Genomic DNA, 17416 nt, shown 5'->3' on the forward strand with positions numbered 1-17416 from the left:
ATAAGAATCTGCCGGAACTGCTCTTCCCGGCAGACCACGGTATTTTTTACGCTTAGGTAATTCGTGAGCAGGTACGAATCCCAGTATGTACGCTGGTTCCGTTTCCATCGCATAAACTGACATACCGGCGAACTTAGCCCTAAACAGTCGCTACCAAGAAAAGTTCCATCCAAGTGCCCAACCGTTTCGGCTGGTACTGCACATACCATCGTAACCCACGGTTGTCTCAAACGCCCTGCATTTCTTGTGGTATAGCGCCCGCTATTACTCATTAAATAAACGTGGTTGGATGCCCCGGTTATTTAAAGGAGGATTCAGATTGTTAAAGCTCAGTAGAGTTCAAAAATGTGGACATAAAGACCACTCCATTCTAAAGGTTTTGAACAACTAAATTATAACAATTTTATCACTATAAGTGAATAACAAATAATGAGATGGAGGACTAAATCATGGCTAAAAGCACAGTCGAAACCAATAGGTTTGTCCTGATGTACAAGAACAAGGTCGCAGAAGGAAAAGATATTGACCATGCGTTCGTCTCTGTGGCAAGTGATATCGCTTATTTAGGAAGCATCGAGGATTTACAGAAGGTTGAAGAAGCCCATTCAAAAGATTTCATAGAAAGTGTTGATCTTGCAATAGAGGATTTAAGGAAAGCAATTAAATATACAGGAGGTACAAAAAATGAAAACAATCAAACTTATCTCATTAAACCTTAGAAACTTCAAAGGAACCCAGGATGTCACTATCACGTTTGACGGCAACACAGACATTTATGGAGCAAATGAATCCGGAAAAACCACCACTGTAGATGCCTGGACCTGGTTGTTATTTGATAAAGACAGTCAAAATCAAAAGAAATTCGATATTAAAACGCAAGACGAATCAGGTAATACCATTCATGGACTGGAACATGAAGTTACTGCAGTGATTGAAGTTGACGGTAAACGAACTGAATTAAGCAAAATCTATATGGAAAAGTGGACAAAAAAGCGCGGTCAAGTAACCAAAGAATTTACCGGTCACACAACTGATTATGCAATTGATGGCGTTCCGTCCAAGAAAAGCGAATATGAAGCCTTTATCAAAGATTTAATCGATGAAGAAAGCTTTAAAAAAATCACCAATCCAACTTATTTCAACGAGCAGCTGCATTGGAAAGAACGCCGAGAAACGTTGTTGGAAATCGCTGGTGATGTGAGCGATCAAGAGATTATCGCATCAAATAAAAAATTGGACAGGTTGTCTGAATTGTTGGAAGGAAAGTCCATTGAGGATGTCCGAAAGATTATTGCTGCCAAAAGAAAAGAAATCAATGAGGAACTAGAACGTATTCCGGTGCGCATTGATGAAATCAATCGAAATATGCCCGACACAAGCGATTTAAAGGAGTTAGATATTAATAGTCAGCTAGAGCAATTAAACGCTGATATCGAAGTTAAAAACGAGCAAATCAATAGCATTCAGAGCGGCGGAGAAGTCAGTAAGTTAAAAGCACAGATTAACGATATTGATTTAAAGATATCTCAAGTCAGAAACCAGCATGAGCAAGACAATCAGCAGTTGGTGTACAAGCATAAAGCAAGCCTGCAAGAAGCGGAATCAAACGCGAGCATTATTCAAAATAAAATCAATAACTCAGAAATGAGAAAAGCGAATAATAACGATCGCATTAAAGAACTAAGCGAAAACATGCAGCAATGGCGTTCGGAATGGGTTGAAATCGATAGTCGAGAGTTTGAGCACAAAGGAGACTGCAACTGCCCAACATGCGGTCAAGAACTACCGGAAGAACAAATCAATGAGGCTAGAGATAAGGCAGAAAAGCAATTTAATGCAGATAAATCTAGCAGACTTGAAGATATTGCCAGGAAAGGTACTGCAGCAAAACAAAAAGTAGAGGCTTTAAACCAAGAAAACGAATCGATAGTTAAGGAATTGGAAGATTTAAATAAGCAACTGGAAACGGCAAATAAAGCAATCGAGACTTATAAAAGCAAGGTTGAAAGTGCGGAAGAATTAGCTATTCCATTGATCGAAAACAGCGAATACAAGGCGCTGTCGGAAGAAAAACAACAACTGTCTGAAAAGGTATCTCAATCGCAAAACAGTGTAATGGATGAAGTGGAAAAGGTACGACTGGAGATTACTCCACTAAAAGAAAAACAGAAAGAATTACAAGAGCAATTGAGCAGTATCTCGCTTTCTCAAAAAGCAAAGGATCGTATTAAAGAACTGGAACAACAGCAAGAACAGCTGGCAGAGGAATTCGAACGCCAAGAAGAAAAACTTTATTTATCTGAGGAATTTATCAGAACCAAGGTCAACTTACTGGAAGAAAAAATCAATAATGAATTCTCCATGGCTAAATTCAAGTTGTTCAATCAGAACATCAATGGTGGTTTAGAAGAAACGTGTGAAGTGATGTATAAAGGCGTGACTTACAGCAATTTAAACACCGCTGCAAAGGTTAATATCGGCTTGGATATTATAAACCGACTATCAGAACAATATGGCGTGAGCGCTCCTATATTTATTGATAACAGAGAATCAATCGTTGAATTAATGGAAGTCAACGCACAAATTATTTCTTTGATAGTAAGTGGTCAGGATAAAAAATTACGAATTGAAAATACAGAAAAGGTTGGTGTCGCATAATGGCAAATCAAAATCAATTAGCACTTATTAAAAAAGATACGGTGGATGTGGTAGCAACAAAGGTCAAGCAATTCCAGGAGGCAGGGGAATTACATTTCCCTGCTAACTACAGCCCGGAAAACGCAATGAAGAGTGCATGGTTAATACTGCAAGAAACAAAGTCAGGAAAACAAGATGGATACCGACCAGCATTAGAGGTTTGTACGAAAGATTCAGTTGCTAACGCTTTACTGGATATGGTTGTACAAGGGTTGAATCCTAATAAAAAGCAGGGATATTTCATCGTGTATGGACATCAGTTAGCATTCCAACGTTCCTATTTCGGGACAATGACTGTAACTAAACGTGTTACAGGAGCAAAAAACATTGATGCCGCAGTCATCTATGAAGGCGATGAAGTGGATTATGAAATGGTTAATGGGCGTATTAAAAACCTTTCTCACAAACAAAAATTCGGAAACATCAATAAAGAAAATGTCATCGGAGCGTACTGCATTATAGATTTTGGAAATGACGATGTTTATACAGAATTGATGACAATTGATGAAATCAGACAAGCGTGGTCTCAATCACAAATGTGGGGCAAAGAACAAAAACAGGAAAGAAAAGGTTCTACTCACGATAATTTCAAACAAGAAATGGCTAAAAAAACAGTTATAAATCGTGCTTGTAAAAAGTATTTGAATTCTAGTGATGATAGCAGCTTAGTAATTGATCATTTCAACAAACAAGATGAACGAATTGCCGAAGCGCAAGCGCAACAAGAAATTTCAGAGAATGCCAATAAAGATTATATCGATGTTGAATACAGCGAGGTTCAGGAAGAATCGCAACAAAAGTCAGAGCAAACAGTAGAGCCAGCACCAGAAAAAGAAACAGAATCCAATGCAGAACAATCACAAGAACAACAGGTGCAATCTCAAATGACGTTAGATGAACAACCAGCTGATAACGGAGTTCCTTTCTAATGATTGAAATAAAAACACTTGCAACCGGCAGTAAAGGAAATTGCTATTACGTTACAGATGGCGAAACTCCCTTACTGTTGGAGGCAGGGATTAATTTTAGAGACATACGGATTGCATTAGATTTCAAAACTAGAGATTTAGCAGGGAGTTTGGTAACTCATGAGCATGGTGACCATTCCAAGTGCGTTAAAGACGTTGCTAAGGCCGGAATCAATATTTATATGAGCCACGGTACAGCAGAAGCTTTAAACATTAATAACCATCGGATCAAGCCAGTTAAAGCAAAGGAATCCTTTCAATTAGGAACATGGAAAATAATGCCGTTTGAAGTAGAACATGATGTATCTGAACCAATAGGATTCTTGCTTGCAAATAAGGCAGGGGACAAGCTTTTGTTTGCTACTGATACCTATTACATCCGCTACAAATTTAAAGGGCTGACACACCTTCTTATTGAGTGCAATTACAGCAAAGAAATACTTGATAGAAACATTGCAGAAGGTATTACGCCAAAAGTAATGAAAAAAAGGCTTATCCAATCGCATATGAGCCTTGAAAATTTAAAGGATATGTTAAAGGCAAATGACCTTTCAAAAGTGCAGGAAATACACTTGCTGCATCTATCTGATAGCAATAGTGATGAAGCATTGTTCAAGAGAGAAATACAGGAACTTACGGGGAAATTAGTTTATATAGCTTAACAAGGAGAAGTGATCCAAAAATGAGTGATGTGAAGTGGATAAAATTAAGTACAAATATGTTTGAGGACGAGAAGATACGACTGATAGAGCAGATGCCAGAAGCTGACACCATCCTCATTATTTGGGTCAAGCTTCTCTCACAAGCAGGAAAGACCAATGCAAGTGGATATATCTATTTAAGCGAAAACATCCCTTATACAGATGAAATGCTGGCGACTATATTTAATCGTCCTCTCAACGTAGTCAGATTAGCATTAGAAACCTTTCAACAGTTCGGAATGATAGAGATTGATGATGATTCCTTTATTTCAATTTCTAATTGGGAGAGGCACCAGAATATTGAAGGTATGGAACGTGTAAAGGCTTTAAATGCAGAACGTAACAGGAGGTATAGGGAAAGAAAAAAGCAAAAAACAATTGGAAATGAAAATAATGACGTCAGCGTGACGTCACGTGACGGTACAGAAGAAGAATTAGAACTAGAAGAAGAAATAGATAAAGAGAAAGAAAAGAATAAAGACTACTCGTCAAAAATCAAAGATTTATTGCCGGTCTTCTCTTCAATTAAAAATTTCAACCAATTGAACAAAGAATATTGGGATTGCATTAGAGAAACTCGCAAAACAGGTTCTGTTGCCAAAAGCGTCATTTTCAACAATATGGCCAAGTGGCAGAAATATGATCCGGTTGTTATTGAATATGCATTGAAAGAACATGTAGCACAACATAAAGGCAAAAAAGAAGAATACACCGTTGGCATCATGAGAAATACATCGAAAGAAGAAGCTGAAAAAGGATTGGCAGAAGGCCGTAAGAGCACATTCAAAGCGATAAACGGAGGGAGAAAGCATGAAACACGTCAGTCAAGTTATGAATCGGACTATTCCCAGTATGACTTTTCTAAGGGAGGAGACTTGTGACTGCGGTGAAGATGTGAAGGTTTATGAAATGGAAATCGGCATTGGACCACGTAAGGGAGAAATGATTGAATCCAGAATTGGATGTAAGTGTGAAGATATCAAATTAGCCAATGAGGCTATTAATCGCAGGAATCGATTGAAAGTAGACAAGATGAAAACCGTATTTGATAAGCATTCATTGATTAATCGGGAACTGCAGCAAGCGACATTTGAAAACTATCAATCTAGCAATTCATCACAGGACAAGGCTTTGAAAATATCCAAGCGCTTTGTAGAGGTCTTTGACAAGGGCAAGCCCATTAATCTTTTATTCGCCGGCGCTTATGGAGTAGGGAAATCACATCTTGCTAAGTCTATTACGGACGGAATCATTTCAAAAGGGTTCAGCAGCATCTTTATATCCGTACCTAAGTTATTAACCAAATTTCGCAGCAGTTACAACAAGGACAGCGACTATTCAGAGAGCGATTTAATCGATGCGCTTAGTACGGTAGATGTTTTGATACTAGATGATCTAGGGGCAGAGAAAGACAGTGATTGGAGCTGGGAGAAGTTGTTTGAAATCGTTGATAGTAGACAGGGACTGCACACGATTTACACATCTAACTATTCTCCAGAAGATTTGATAGTCAAGATGGGCGAACGTAATTTCAGCAGAATTGTAAATAGAGATACAACCACAGTGGAAATCAAAGGAGACAATTACCGACTTGGAAACTTTAAAAAGGGAGCGAATTAACCATGAACCAATGCGCACGCTGCAACCGAAAGCTGATTGACAAAAAGAGTATCGAACGAGGATATGGACCTGTCTGTTACAAAAGACACTTAAAAGAGCAGGCAGATGCAGAGTTTGAACGGAATCAATTAACCATAGATGAGATTCCAGAGGAGGCGCAATATGTTTCATGACATGAAATCAGTAATGATATTTGACACAAACGATACGGACGAGCAGACAAACGCTGAATGGGCTAGATGGTGGCAGGATAACAAGAGTGCTGTTGGGGATAAGGCAGTGCCAGGAGTACAGGAAACACAAGAATATCTTAGGAGGTATGCGTGATGCTGAAAATGTTTGTATTCGGTGAAAATGACGATGTTATTACATGGGTTGCTGCTGAAACCCAAGGACAGGCAATTGATTTATATGAAAATATAACAGGAGACGAGATTGCTCATTGGTTTAATGATCTTAATGAATATGCAAGAGAAATGGATCCGGATGAAATGATGACCTATTATCATGACGGCAAAACTCCAGAAAAAGATACAATTCAGAACTTAATCAATAAATATTGTGATACTCCAGATATATTTGCAACTAGTGAATTTTAGGAGGTGCAACTAATGGGAGTAGTTAAGTTCAAGACGAACGGTAAGCATGTGCCGATGCTGAAACAAACAGGAAACGTAAGGATCGTGCACGAGGATAAGGAATTCGCATTTTATGAAGATCAATTAGACCGAATCGCTAATGATTGGAACAACGGAATGCGTATGGAGGATTTAGCGGAACAAGAAGGTCGGCTGCCACTTGAAATATTATTTGCCCTAACAGAACTAGCAGAGGAAGACAGGATAACTCGACCGATGGGTTATATCTATTGAAATTAGTAACGAGAGATACCTTATTTAAAGAGATTAATAGATTTGAGACTAAATATATACAAATATGTAAAACGTCTCAAATTAACCAAATGGAGGGTTATTTCATGACAACCAAAGAAAAGAAAGAATCACATGTTTTCATTCAAATCGATAACTGTCGTGTTGTTGGATATGACGAAAGAAATGTACTGGTCGAGAGGAATGAATTAACAAAAGACCCACGCACAAAAGAAGAAAAGTACAGATGGAGAGTTAAAGGCTATTATGCCTCTATCAGACAAGCGTTGTATGGAATCTTAAATAAAGAGTGGCTGATTGACGAAAACGCAGTGAGCGACTTAAATAGCTACTTAAAACAGGTAGAGGAATCAAACCAAAAGGTACTGGATGCATTGGAGGGATAGCATGAAACAAAAGATATTAGATGCTGGGTTAGCTTTTTTATTGGTTAGTGCTGTTATTGCAATGTTTGTTATGGCTAACGAAGTCAAAGAAGTACATGCAGAGAATGAACAATTAAAGCAAGAGAACGCAGATTTGCTGCTAGATAAAATCAATCTGGAAATCGATTTAGAAAATGCTTTGGATGCTTATTGGCAGTTGAATAATCAGTTAGAAAGAAAACAGGGTGCTGATTAGCATTAAACATCTAACAATGTTCGAGGGATTAATCAAATTAGGGGAAAGATAAATTACTATCTTTCATCTAATGTCAAAATCAATAATCTGTAAATAGTGAATAACCCAATGTAAGCACCAGTTATTAGGAAAAATGGATTAAGAAAAACGCTATGAATTGCAGTCATGAATACAGTGTCATCAATTAAAACTTGCCGAATGGATACTGCTGCAATAACACCGAAAATAACTGCTGATATTGCAGCAATGGCGTTAAAAGCTATTTGAAATTTCTTGCTTCTATTCTTTAGATAAAGCATAAGAATCGGGCAAATAATGGATCCAGTTAATATAATTACCAAAATGTCACTCCTTTAACGATAGATATATGATGCTGTGTTAGTTAGTTTTGCCAAAATATATAGGATTAATCAAATATAGGACAATACGTTTGAATGGAAGTGAATCGTGATGGAGGAAGCGTTGAGAGGAGAATCGGAATGATACCACTAAAAAAATACGGGCGATTAGAAGTTGGGATGACAATTATTGATTCAAACGGGATTGAAGCTACTGTGGAATCAATTGGAGAAGGTGGTCTGGTTAAGTTAAACGGTGAAACATTTATCTGGGATTGGGAAAGGTTGCATCCTGATGTGATGGTTAAAGAGACGGCGGCTGAACGGGATGAGAGATTGAGAAGCAAGGTTGTTGAACAGCCACAAGCGAGTTGGTTCTGATGGCAAGAGGAAGACCAAAAGGATATAAACTGCAGAAAGTAACAGAGTACGCCATTTATATCGGTGATGAATTTCAGTTTACGGGAACAGCAGAGGAATGTGCTGCAAGATTAGGTGTAAAACCGGAAACAGTACAATGGTACGCAACTGAAAGTTATAGAAAGCGAATGGAAAATGCGAAATTCGGTGATCCGATTGTTTCTGTGAACGTTGGAAGGTGGGAACAAAATGAAGAGAATTTATGTCAAAGAAGCCACCAAGATAAACCATGATGGAGACAAGGGAGGATTTAAAATAATGTTAGATAATTTAACGGATTTAATAGAGCGGTGGGCAATCGATAAAAACTTGCATGAAGCCACACCGGAAAAACAGATGCTTAAACTTATGGAGGAAGTCGGAGAGTTGGCTCAAGGATTAGCGAAAAACAATCAAGAGCAAGTAATAGATTCAATAGGAGACGTGTATGTTGTCTTAACGATTTTATCGATGCAAATGAGGATGGATATTGGAGATTGTATAGAACAGGCTTATGAAGAAATTGCAGACAGAAAAGGAAAAATGGTAAACGGCGTATTTGTTAAAGAGGAGGACTTGCAATGAGCGACATTATACACGCTGGAATGGACAAATATATCCGCAAGGTATGGACTTGCCAATGAGAGCTATTAGCATTGTTAAACATGTTGATAAATTCAAATGTCTGGAAATGTGCCGGAATAAGGAAGATGAGGGGTTTATCTGTGTTAAGCCTATGCAGCACAATTTTAGCTGGTACGAGGCTGTTTATGTAAAAGAGGTGGTTAAGTGATTAAATTCGTTATCCCGTTAAAGCCAGTGCCAGCAGTAAGAATGACGCAGAAAAGCATGTATGCCAATAAATACGCTAAGCGTTACCTCCAGTATAAAAAGCAAGTGGCGTGGATAGCTAAAGCGAGTATGAAAGCACAGCCGATTGATGGGGATGTAGGAGTTAAATTAACGCATTATGCGCATGGAAATAGGGCTGATATTGATAACCTATTCAAGGGAGTGACAGACGCTCTTAACAAGGTTGTATATAACGATGACAGGCAGGTTAAGCACATGGAATCGAGTATTATTAAGTGCGGCAAGGAAGAAGAGCGGACGGAAGTTGAGATTTATCGATTGGAAGGTGTTAAGTATTGAAAACAAGCAAAGCAGAAATCGATCTGAGGGATTTTTTCAACCAGGAGGATAGCTAAATTATGTCGAAAAATATTGATATATCTAATACAAATAGACTGGAAGTTGATACAATGGAAATACCACCTAATTGTGTGATTGTTGTTAGTAGAGGTATAGCGAAAATTAGAGAGCTTCCTCCATTTGGTGAGTTTAAGATAGTTACACATCAGGGACAAGTAAAGAGAATGAGGAAGGAAGAGGGGGAGGAGTTTTGAAATTTTCATTTGGTAAAATAAATATAGCTGACCAAATTTTAAGTGATCAAAGGAAATTTAGAGAAAATTTGAGAAAAAAATATAGAGATATGTTTAAGATTAAATTCTCAATAGATATGGAAAAAGCCTATCAAGAAATTAAGCAGCAGATAGAAATTAATACCCAAAATGAGTGGCCAATTACACCTAATGTAGATATGATAACATACCGAGAGATGGGGCAGGAAAGTTTATCAAAAAAGGAAAGAGATGACACCTTCTTGAATTTGTATCAAAATAAAGAAATTAATCTTATAGTGAGGGAATGGGAGCAAATTATTGCACATGCATTTAAAGGGTGGAAAGAGTTATTAATAGAAGCTAAAAACGTTTATTTAGACGGTAATTATAAGGTAGTAATACCTCTATTATTTTCTTATCTAGAAGCATTTATGAATTACTATATTGGAGAGGATTCTAAAGACGTTTCAGCAAAACTCGTAAAGCAATTTACAAATAAATATAAAGAAGAACACAAACTAAAAATGGACTATTATATGCTGGAATCAAATGAAATTTTATTAACAGAAGTTATATTTAAGCGTGGTGATTTTGGTAAGAAAAAACCAGTATTCAATAGACATTGCGTATTACATGGCAGATATGACCCTAAAGAATGGAAAGAGATTCATGCAATTAAATTAATTGTTATATTATCTTCTTTAACTTTTATACAAAATGTTCATAAAGATTAAGTAAATATAAATAATAATAGAATTAGTAATTAATTTATATAGTTCTACCAGCTAACTGGAGGACACTGAATGACGCAATAAGCGTTGTTTGGTGTCCTCTTTTATTTTATTGAGGGGGCATTCGAATGAACAACAAGCAAATTGAGGAAACACTGAGGGATTACAGCTGGATGTTGAATGAGATTAAGAGACAAAGGCAGTTAATGGATTATGAGGGTGGTAATCTTGTGGCTCAATCAGGTATTGAATCGACTATGCCAAAAGCGAAAGGCGGCACTAGCGATCCGATTGCTTTGGAAGTGATTAGACGTGATAAAAATAGTAAGTGGCTTGATAAATTAGAAACTAAAGTATTGTTTATTCAAAAAAGAATCCATCTCATTACCGACGAAAGAGAAAAGGCAGTGTTGGAATGCATGTTGGATGGGTTAAGTATGAGCTCCATTTCAAATCACATGGGATTGTCACGCAGGCACATTTACAATATTAAAGAATCTATCGTGAACAGGATTGCACACTTTGCACACTCTGCCCAAGATATGACAAATAATAAGCAGTGCGTGTAGAATGGGAGGTAGGTCGGCGTGGCATACAGTAACGGTATTAAAATTTGCTACGTCAGCACTTCCGTGCTAGGAAAAATTCCCCTCATTAGATATTATTAGATGGAAAGGGGGAATACTATGAGAATGAACGAATTTCCTGGATTAGAGAATGCAAAACTTTTTGTAAAATTCACAAGTAAAAAATATGTGAATGATTTAGAAAACGGGAAATTATTTATGAATAATATTGGCTATTTTATTGATTTAGAAAAAGAATACAAGAAAAAAGGTGTGGGCGATAAAAGGGAAGCTGCATATGTGTCCCTTCCTGACAAAATTTATATTCAAGATCCTGAAACAAAAAAGATATTAATGAAATCTACAAATGCGGAAATTATTTTAAGACACGAGAGATCTAAAGAAGTCCCCATTTTTTGTTTTACAAAATTTAATTCGGAAGACTTTGTGCTCTTTGAAGAACAAGAAGATTATTTGAGTTTCAAAATAGACATTGGCGAAGATAAGAAGAAATTCTTGGAATTTGGAGACACAGCAATAATACTTCCGGATAAATTTACTGATTTATTAATATCAGAAGCAGAGAAGAAAGATACTGTAGCCCGAGTGGCTCCTGTTGAATATAAAACATTTATTGATAAAGACAAAAGTTCGTCCGACCTTTTTCAAAAAGCAAAAATTCAAATGTATTATTGGAAACATGTTGATTTTTCTCATCAAAGGGAAATGAGGTTTGTATTACCAGCTACTTTTGTTGAAAACAATTATATTTTTCAAATGGATAATCTAAAAGACCAGATTCATGCGAGACCTATAGAAGATTTCTTTGAAAACTTTAGAATAAGTGCAGTAAAGATAAAAGCGGAATAAGGCACTCCCTTACGAGGGATACGCTATTTTATTGAGCAATATAAATATTATGTAGTAAGCAGGAAAATAACTTCTAATTGGTGTATCATAATCCCCATATAAATTAAAAGGGGAGATTTGATGGAAGAAATACTTTTGAATTATGAAGGTATAATAGGAGCTGTGTCAGGGGCGGTGTTGGCAACTGTGGCTACTCTAATTACAACTCACATGTTAAAGAATTCCGGGAAAATCGAGGCTACAGTTTTTGATACCTGTTTTAATTTGGTGGAAAGAAGCAAATTTAACAGTTCTAACACCGCGCAGTTGGACTTCAAATTAAAATTTTATAATTCTTCAGAGTCAATAAAATATATCGATGACTTAGAATTAATCTGCCTTGACGAATACGAGAAAGTGATATACAAGAAAAGGCCATATAACTTAGAAACGCTTCAATTAAGTCAACATAGCATGAGTGTGGAAGATTTATATTTTGTGAATCTACCAGCAAAGCAACTTACTCTGTCAAAGCTAAGAATGAGTATAAATGATGATAATATAGAGCGTCTTAACAGAATAAGGGTTATTAAATTAAACTATGTAAATAAAAAGAAGAAGAACAGTTTAATTGTTTACAAAAAATAAAAAGTATCCTTTCGAGGGTGCTTTTTTTCTTATGCTAAAATCAATTTCATTACAAATGGAGGCGGTGAATATGTGATGGCTAAATTAACACCTAAACAGAAAAGTTTTGTGGAAGAATACTTAATCGATTTAAATGCTACACAAGCAGCTATTAGAGCAGGGTATAGCAAAAAGACAGCTTATAAAACAGGAACGGAAAACCTAAGAAAACCTCAGATCGCAGAATCCATTCAAGCAGCTATGGATGAAAGGTCAAAAAGAACTGAAATCACTGCTGATAAAGTGTTGCAAGAACTAGCAAAAATCGGTTATTCCAAATTAACGGATTTCGTTCATTGGAATGAACATGGTGTGGAAATATTAGATTCTGAAGAGGTAGACGGCTCAGTCCTTTCTGAGATCACCGAAACTATAAATGTCCAGGTATTCCCCAATGGTGGGGAATCAGAGAAAAGACAAAAAAAGGTGAAATTACATGATAAGATGAAAGCACTTGAACTATTGGGAAAACATCTTGTGTTGTTCACTGATAAACAACAAGTAGAGAATATCGCCCCTGTATTTGTTGAGGATGTGCCAGAAGATGACGACTAAGGAGCAGCTGAAAGTTTCACCAGCAAAAGCAATAGGTAAGGGGTATAACCGGTTTTGGCACAACAAGCAGTTTTATAGAGTTGTGAAAGGCTCACGTGGTTCTAAGAAATCCAAGAACACAGCAATTAATTTCATCTATCGGCTAATGAAGCATGAATGGGCGAACTTGCTTGTTATAAGGCGATACTCCAATACTAATAAACAGTCCACATACACTGATTTGAAATGGGCAGCTAACAAATTAAAAGTAGCTCACCTATTTAAATTCAATGAATCTATGCCGGAAATAACCTATATTCCTACTGGTCAAAAGATATTATTCAGAGGTCTGGATGATGAATTGAAAATCACATCAATTACAGTGGATGTTGGTATTCTTTGCTGGGCTTGGTTTGAGGAAGCATATCAAATTGAAAATGAAGATAAATTCCGTACCGTAGTTGAATCTATTCGTGGAACATATGACGATGAAGACTTTTTTAAGCAAATAACAGTGACGTTCAACCCTTGGAGCGAACGACATTGGCTTAAGAAAGTCTTTTTTGATGTGGAGACAAAGGAAAGAGATACATTTGCAGACACAACTACTTTCCGAGTGAATGAATGGTTAGATGATGTCGATAGAGCAAGATACATGGACTTGTACCGTACTAATCCAAGACGGGCAAGGATTGTATGTGATGGAGACTGGGGCGTCGCAGAAGGTCTTGTGTTTGAGAATTTTGAGGTAAAAGATTTCAATCCTTTTGAAAAAATCAAACAGATACAAGAAACAACTGATGGGATGGACTATGGTTTCACTAATGATCCGACCACTCTTGTTAGCTCCGTCGTTGATTTGAAACAAAAAGAAATATGGATTTACGATGAGCACTATGAAAAAGGCATGACTACCAAAGACATATACAACATGCTGCAGAAGAAAGAAAAGTTAAAAGCATCAATCACAGGAGATAGCGCAGAGCCTAGGTTGATTCGTGAATTGGTATCGAAGGGCGTGAGAAGGCTTCATGCATCAGTTAAAGGTAAAGACAGTGTGATGCACGGCATTAACTTCTTGCAAGGATTCAAAATATATATCCACCCTTCTTGCGAATACACTATCGAGGAGTTCAACACTTATGTATTTGACCAAGACAAAGAAGGTAAGTGGCTCAACGTTCCTGTAGATGCCAATAACCACATCATAGATGCATTAAGGTACAGCATGGAACGTTACCACTTAGGCAAAGGAAAAGATAAAAAGAAAACTTACAAAGCGATTCAGTCGCTTGGATTATAAAAGGAGGGATGACATGACAAATGCATCTAAACAACGCTTTCCGGATGAAGCAAATGAACATTTTACCTATGAGAGTGCTGAAAAGCTACTTGAAAATATGGAGCACCTCCAACAGATGATAGAGCAGCATAAAAAAGTACAGCGGCCGCGGCTCCAAACGCTACAGAACTATTTCAAAGGTAATAATGAAACCATTCTAAAAGACAACCGCCGCAGAGAAGAACACCTTGCTGATAACCGTGCCATTCATAATTTTGGAGAATATGTTTGTGTGTTTATCCAAGGATATATGTTTGGAATACCATTGAAAACAACATATGATGATAAAAAGATTTCAGAGTTTATCATGGAAATAAATCGTATCAATGATGCGGATGAGCATAACAGCGAAATAGGTCTTGATCAATCAATTTATGGCCGTGCTTATGAATTGCTCTACAGGAATGAAAATGATGAGTATCGATTTACTCAGGTAGACGTACTAAATACTTTTGTTATTTATGATGAATCAGTAGAACGCAATTCAATTGCTGCTGTCCGTTATTTTAAAAACAAGTGGTCCGGAGAAGAATCGGTTCATTTATACACAGCGGATCAAATTTATAAAATGGTTTATGATGATTCCGGAAAGCTAGTCTTTATTCATTCTAATTCGGAAAAGGAAAGAGAAGGAGAAGTAAATTATTTTCAAGGCGTGCCAATTATTGAATATGAGAATAATAAATTTCGCCAAGGAGATTTTGAGAATGTACTTGCTTTAATCGATATGTACGATGGCGCTCAGTCCGACTTAGCCAACTACTCAGAAGATTTAAACGATGCCGTGTTAAAAATCGTTGGTAGTCTTGATTTAGATGTTGAAGAAGCAAAAGAAATGAAAGAGAAAAATATTCTATTTCTCCGTACAGAACCTAATGTAGACGGGAAAGAAACAAATGCTGACGCTGATTACATTTACAAGCAGTATGATGTCGCAGGGTCAGAGGCTTACAAGACGCGGATAGCTAATGATATTCACTTATTTACAGCTACACCAAACCTTAGTGATGAAAATTTTGCGGGAAATATGAGCGGAGAAGTAATGAAGTACAAGCTATTTCTCATGGAACAGAAGCGTGCGGCCAAAGAACGTCGTTTCAAGCGTGCTTTAAGAGAACGATACCGTTTGATTAACAATATGATGCAGACAGCTAGCGAGGGAGCGATTGATGTATCTAAGTTAACAATTACGTTCACCGAGAACCTACCAAAGAACGTTGAGGGTGATATGCAATGGTTCACTAATGCTGGTGGTCAATTATCCCAAAGAACTATGATAAGTCAGTTACGCTTTGTTGATAATCCAGATGAAGAAATAGAACAGCTTGAAGAAGAAGAAAAACAACGTCCTATCAATCAACCGCAATATGATTTTGAAGAGCATCAACATAATGAGCAACAAGAAGAAGTGAATGAAGATGGCGAATAATTATTGGCGTAAACGTGAACAGGACCATATTAAAAACCAAATCAAGAATGATGCTGAAATAGCCAAGCGAATCAGAGCCAATCAAGATGCAGCGTTAGAAGAAATAGAGCTACTCATACAAGCTTTCTATGCTCGATATGCAAGTAAAGAAGGTATTTCTATGTCTGATGCTAGAAAACGTGTGAGGAAGGCTGATGTTGAACGATACGCTAAGAAAGCAAAGCGATATGTGAAGAAAAGGACTTTCACTGCAACGGCCAATGAAGAAATGCGTCTCTATAATGCTACAATGCGAATCAATCGCTTGGAGATGTTGAAACATGATATCCGATTAGAGATTATTTCTATGACAAGTGATGAAGAGAGAATACTTGATGAATCATTGACCGAAGCAGTAAGGGTAGAGTATGAAAGGCAGTCAGGAATCTTAGGTGAGACAGTCACAGCGAACTCCAAAAAAATTGATACGATTGTCAATTCCTCTTTTCAGAATGCTACGTGGTCAGAAAGACTTTGGAGCAATCAAGATGCACTACGATTGGAAGTTGAAAGACAGTTGAATCGTGGTATTGTACAAGGTTTGAACCCGAGGGAACTTGCCAGAGAACTTAGGAAGTCCATTGATTCCAGTATCAGTAATTCAGAACGATTGATGCGGACAGAAATGGCCAGGGTACAAAGTGATGTATTTAAAGATAGCCTTGACCAAGCTGATTTTGAACAGTACGAATTTATTAGTGAGCCTGATGCCTGTCCTATTTGCAAAGCATTAGATGGTGAGATATTCAAAAAGTCCGCTATGGAGATCGGTACAAATATGTACCCAATGCACCCAAATTGCCGATGCTCTACTGCAGCATACATGGACAGAGAAGCATTTTGGGAAGAGGTTGAAAGGAGAGAATCATGATGAATTATTTAATTGCAGTGGCAAATGGTGATTGGATGACAGAACGAAAGGTTATTGAAGTGAACTCTATTGAGGTTAGAGATGATGTGTATATCTTTTATGACAAAGATGGAACAATATTATTCAGTTCTCCAATTGATTCCACAGTATCCGTTGAATTAGCTTAGAATTTTGTAATTGTTAGATATGAAAGAGGATTCGGTGAAATGTGGGTTGAAAAACTAAATGCGAAAATGGAACGAACTGGTGATTTCACTTGGATGGACGGAACAGAGGTTTACCACAAACTCAAAGATGTTGAGTGGATTAACCGCACTTAGCAGACAAGCGTTAGTGCGGTTAAATTGATTGAAATCAGAATTGAATATTAGAAAAACCTGCCGATACCAGCTTTTTGTTGTTTCCTTTGTTCCAAAGACACAATAGACCCAGTTTTATAAACAGTTCTGTTTGTTTGTCCTTCTTCAGATAAAAAGAAGAATTCATTAAGTGCAAAAACGGATGTTAATGCAGGTATTAGTCCTTCACTGTGATGCATTTCTTCCTCTAAAACAATTGGTTCAGAAGTGGAACAAAATTTTTCGTTTTTATGTTCAACTAAGCGAACAGGAAAAATAATAGCATCTTGTTTAATATATAACTTTTCATCGTTAGCGAAAGTTACAACAACCTCAAGATTATCCATAGTTAATCACCTCCTGATTAGATTATATCTATTAACGGAAGTG

Annotated in this window: 28 protein-coding genes; 26 read left to right on the forward strand and 2 right to left on the reverse strand. The window is 37.1% G+C overall.

All coding sequences use genetic code 11. The annotated features are described in order from the left end of the window. The first annotated feature begins 449 nt into the window (after window positions 1–449). The 12 genes from ACW0TQ_RS07990 (at window position 450) to ACW0TQ_RS08045 (ending at window position 7497) form a co-directional block, all read left to right on the forward strand. Window positions 450–719, forward strand: a complete 270-nt coding sequence (locus ACW0TQ_RS07990; protein ID WP_455725491.1) for a hypothetical protein — start codon at window positions 450–452, stop codon at window positions 717–719. Continuing rightward, the gene (locus ACW0TQ_RS07995; RefSeq protein WP_455725492.1) at window positions 685–2658 is read left to right on the forward strand and encodes an AAA family ATPase; all 1974 of its coding nucleotides are present in this window, start codon (window positions 685–687) and stop codon (window positions 2656–2658) included. Before ACW0TQ_RS07990 ends, ACW0TQ_RS07995 begins: the two co-directional genes overlap by 35 nt. Then, window positions 2658–3626: a recombinase RecT gene (locus ACW0TQ_RS08000; protein WP_455725493.1), complete on the forward strand. Its 969-nt coding sequence runs from the start codon at window positions 2658–2660 to the stop codon at window positions 3624–3626. The genes ACW0TQ_RS07995 and ACW0TQ_RS08000 overlap by 1 nt, the downstream gene beginning before the upstream one ends. After that, window positions 3626–4327, forward strand: a complete 702-nt coding sequence (locus ACW0TQ_RS08005) for an MBL fold metallo-hydrolase (RefSeq protein WP_455725494.1) — start codon at window positions 3626–3628, stop codon at window positions 4325–4327. Before ACW0TQ_RS08000 ends, ACW0TQ_RS08005 begins: the two co-directional genes overlap by 1 nt. A gap of 20 nt (window positions 4328–4347) precedes the next feature. Further along, window positions 4348–5247, forward strand: coding sequence for a phage replisome organizer N-terminal domain-containing protein (locus tag ACW0TQ_RS08010; protein ID WP_455725495.1), 900 nt, complete (start codon window positions 4348–4350; stop codon window positions 5245–5247). After that, complete coding sequence (locus ACW0TQ_RS08015) at window positions 5177–5986, forward strand: ATP-binding protein (RefSeq protein ID WP_455725496.1); 810 nt, start codon at window positions 5177–5179, stop codon at window positions 5984–5986. The genes ACW0TQ_RS08010 and ACW0TQ_RS08015 overlap by 71 nt, the downstream gene beginning before the upstream one ends. Before the next feature lie 2 nt (window positions 5987–5988). Further along, window positions 5989–6159: a DUF6011 domain-containing protein gene (locus ACW0TQ_RS08020; protein WP_339183262.1), complete on the forward strand. Its 171-nt coding sequence runs from the start codon at window positions 5989–5991 to the stop codon at window positions 6157–6159. After that, window positions 6149–6313 carry a hypothetical protein gene (locus tag ACW0TQ_RS08025; RefSeq protein WP_339183264.1) on the forward strand — a complete coding sequence of 55 codons (165 nt, stop codon included), beginning with the start codon at window positions 6149–6151 and terminating at the stop codon, window positions 6311–6313. Before ACW0TQ_RS08020 ends, ACW0TQ_RS08025 begins: the two co-directional genes overlap by 11 nt. Then, window positions 6313–6585: a hypothetical protein gene (locus ACW0TQ_RS08030; protein WP_455725497.1), complete on the forward strand. Its 273-nt coding sequence runs from the start codon at window positions 6313–6315 to the stop codon at window positions 6583–6585. The genes ACW0TQ_RS08025 and ACW0TQ_RS08030 overlap by 1 nt, the downstream gene beginning before the upstream one ends. Before the next feature lie 12 nt (window positions 6586–6597). Then, window positions 6598–6858 carry a hypothetical protein gene (locus tag ACW0TQ_RS08035; RefSeq protein ID WP_339183268.1) on the forward strand — a complete coding sequence of 87 codons (261 nt, stop codon included), beginning with the start codon at window positions 6598–6600 and terminating at the stop codon, window positions 6856–6858. 104 nt (window positions 6859–6962) lie between these two features. Then, a complete protein-coding gene (locus tag ACW0TQ_RS08040) occupies window positions 6963–7262 on the forward strand; it encodes a hypothetical protein (RefSeq protein ID WP_455725498.1) in 300 nt (99 codons plus the stop codon). A gap of 1 nt (window position 7263) precedes the next feature. Then, a complete protein-coding gene (locus ACW0TQ_RS08045; protein WP_455725499.1) occupies window positions 7264–7497 on the forward strand; it encodes a hypothetical protein in 234 nt (77 codons plus the stop codon). Between the two features lie 56 nt (window positions 7498–7553). Here ACW0TQ_RS08045 and ACW0TQ_RS08050 read toward each other — a convergent pair whose 3' ends face one another. After that, window positions 7554–7838: a transposase gene (locus ACW0TQ_RS08050; RefSeq protein WP_339183275.1), complete on the reverse strand. Its 285-nt coding sequence runs from the start codon at window positions 7836–7838 to the stop codon at window positions 7554–7556. A 138-nt stretch (window positions 7839–7976) separates the two neighbouring features. Between ACW0TQ_RS08050 and ACW0TQ_RS08055 the strand changes: the two genes are divergently transcribed. From ACW0TQ_RS08055 to ACW0TQ_RS08120, 14 genes are all read left to right on the forward strand, one after another. Continuing rightward, a complete protein-coding gene (locus ACW0TQ_RS08055; RefSeq protein WP_455725500.1) occupies window positions 7977–8216 on the forward strand; it encodes a hypothetical protein in 240 nt (79 codons plus the stop codon). After that, window positions 8216–8488 carry a hypothetical protein gene (locus tag ACW0TQ_RS08060; RefSeq protein WP_455725501.1) on the forward strand — a complete coding sequence of 91 codons (273 nt, stop codon included), beginning with the start codon at window positions 8216–8218 and terminating at the stop codon, window positions 8486–8488. The genes ACW0TQ_RS08055 and ACW0TQ_RS08060 overlap by 1 nt, the downstream gene beginning before the upstream one ends. Further along, complete coding sequence (locus tag ACW0TQ_RS08065) at window positions 8445–8819, forward strand: MazG-like family protein (protein ID WP_455725502.1); 375 nt, start codon at window positions 8445–8447, stop codon at window positions 8817–8819. The genes ACW0TQ_RS08060 and ACW0TQ_RS08065 overlap by 44 nt, the downstream gene beginning before the upstream one ends. A gap of 204 nt (window positions 8820–9023) precedes the next feature. Then, window positions 9024–9386, forward strand: coding sequence for a RusA family crossover junction endodeoxyribonuclease (locus tag ACW0TQ_RS08070; RefSeq protein WP_455725503.1), 363 nt, complete (start codon window positions 9024–9026; stop codon window positions 9384–9386). A gap of 59 nt (window positions 9387–9445) precedes the next feature. Next, on the forward strand, window positions 9446–9640 hold the full coding sequence (locus ACW0TQ_RS08075; protein WP_455725504.1) for an XtrA/YqaO family protein: 195 nt from the start codon (window positions 9446–9448) through the stop codon (window positions 9638–9640). Beyond that, window positions 9637–10374 (forward strand): hypothetical protein, encoded by a 738-nt coding sequence (locus ACW0TQ_RS08080; RefSeq protein ID WP_455725505.1) that lies wholly within the window; start codon window positions 9637–9639, stop codon window positions 10372–10374. The genes ACW0TQ_RS08075 and ACW0TQ_RS08080 overlap by 4 nt, the downstream gene beginning before the upstream one ends. Before the next feature lie 125 nt (window positions 10375–10499). Further along, a complete protein-coding gene (locus ACW0TQ_RS08085; RefSeq protein ID WP_455725506.1) occupies window positions 10500–10940 on the forward strand; it encodes a helix-turn-helix transcriptional regulator in 441 nt (146 codons plus the stop codon). A gap of 117 nt (window positions 10941–11057) precedes the next feature. Further along, window positions 11058–11807, forward strand: coding sequence for a hypothetical protein (locus ACW0TQ_RS08090; protein ID WP_455725507.1), 750 nt, complete (start codon window positions 11058–11060; stop codon window positions 11805–11807). 120 nt (window positions 11808–11927) lie between these two features. After that, the gene (locus ACW0TQ_RS08095) at window positions 11928–12434 is read left to right on the forward strand and encodes a hypothetical protein (protein WP_455725508.1); all 507 of its coding nucleotides are present in this window, start codon (window positions 11928–11930) and stop codon (window positions 12432–12434) included. Between the two features lie 75 nt (window positions 12435–12509). Beyond that, window positions 12510–13028 (forward strand): terminase small subunit, encoded by a 519-nt coding sequence (locus ACW0TQ_RS08100; RefSeq protein ID WP_455725509.1) that lies wholly within the window; start codon window positions 12510–12512, stop codon window positions 13026–13028. Continuing rightward, window positions 13018–14310: a PBSX family phage terminase large subunit gene (locus tag ACW0TQ_RS08105; RefSeq protein WP_455725510.1), complete on the forward strand. Its 1293-nt coding sequence runs from the start codon at window positions 13018–13020 to the stop codon at window positions 14308–14310. Before ACW0TQ_RS08100 ends, ACW0TQ_RS08105 begins: the two co-directional genes overlap by 11 nt. A 13-nt stretch (window positions 14311–14323) precedes the next feature. Beyond that, window positions 14324–15778 (forward strand): phage portal protein, encoded by a 1455-nt coding sequence (locus ACW0TQ_RS08110; RefSeq protein ID WP_455725511.1) that lies wholly within the window; start codon window positions 14324–14326, stop codon window positions 15776–15778. Beyond that, complete coding sequence (locus ACW0TQ_RS08115; protein WP_455725512.1) at window positions 15762–16688, forward strand: minor capsid protein; 927 nt, start codon at window positions 15762–15764, stop codon at window positions 16686–16688. The genes ACW0TQ_RS08110 and ACW0TQ_RS08115 overlap by 17 nt, the downstream gene beginning before the upstream one ends. Beyond that, entirely contained in the window at window positions 16685–16855 is a 171-nt protein-coding gene (locus ACW0TQ_RS08120; RefSeq protein WP_339183305.1) for a hypothetical protein, read from the forward strand. The genes ACW0TQ_RS08115 and ACW0TQ_RS08120 overlap by 4 nt, the downstream gene beginning before the upstream one ends. 200 nt (window positions 16856–17055) lie before the next feature. Here ACW0TQ_RS08120 and ACW0TQ_RS08125 read toward each other — a convergent pair whose 3' ends face one another. Beyond that, window positions 17056–17373 (reverse strand): hypothetical protein, encoded by a 318-nt coding sequence (locus ACW0TQ_RS08125; protein WP_256705864.1) that lies wholly within the window; start codon window positions 17371–17373, stop codon window positions 17056–17058. Window positions 17374–17416: the final 43 nt, after the last annotated feature.

This window comes from Oceanobacillus sp. M60 (assembly GCF_053839645.1).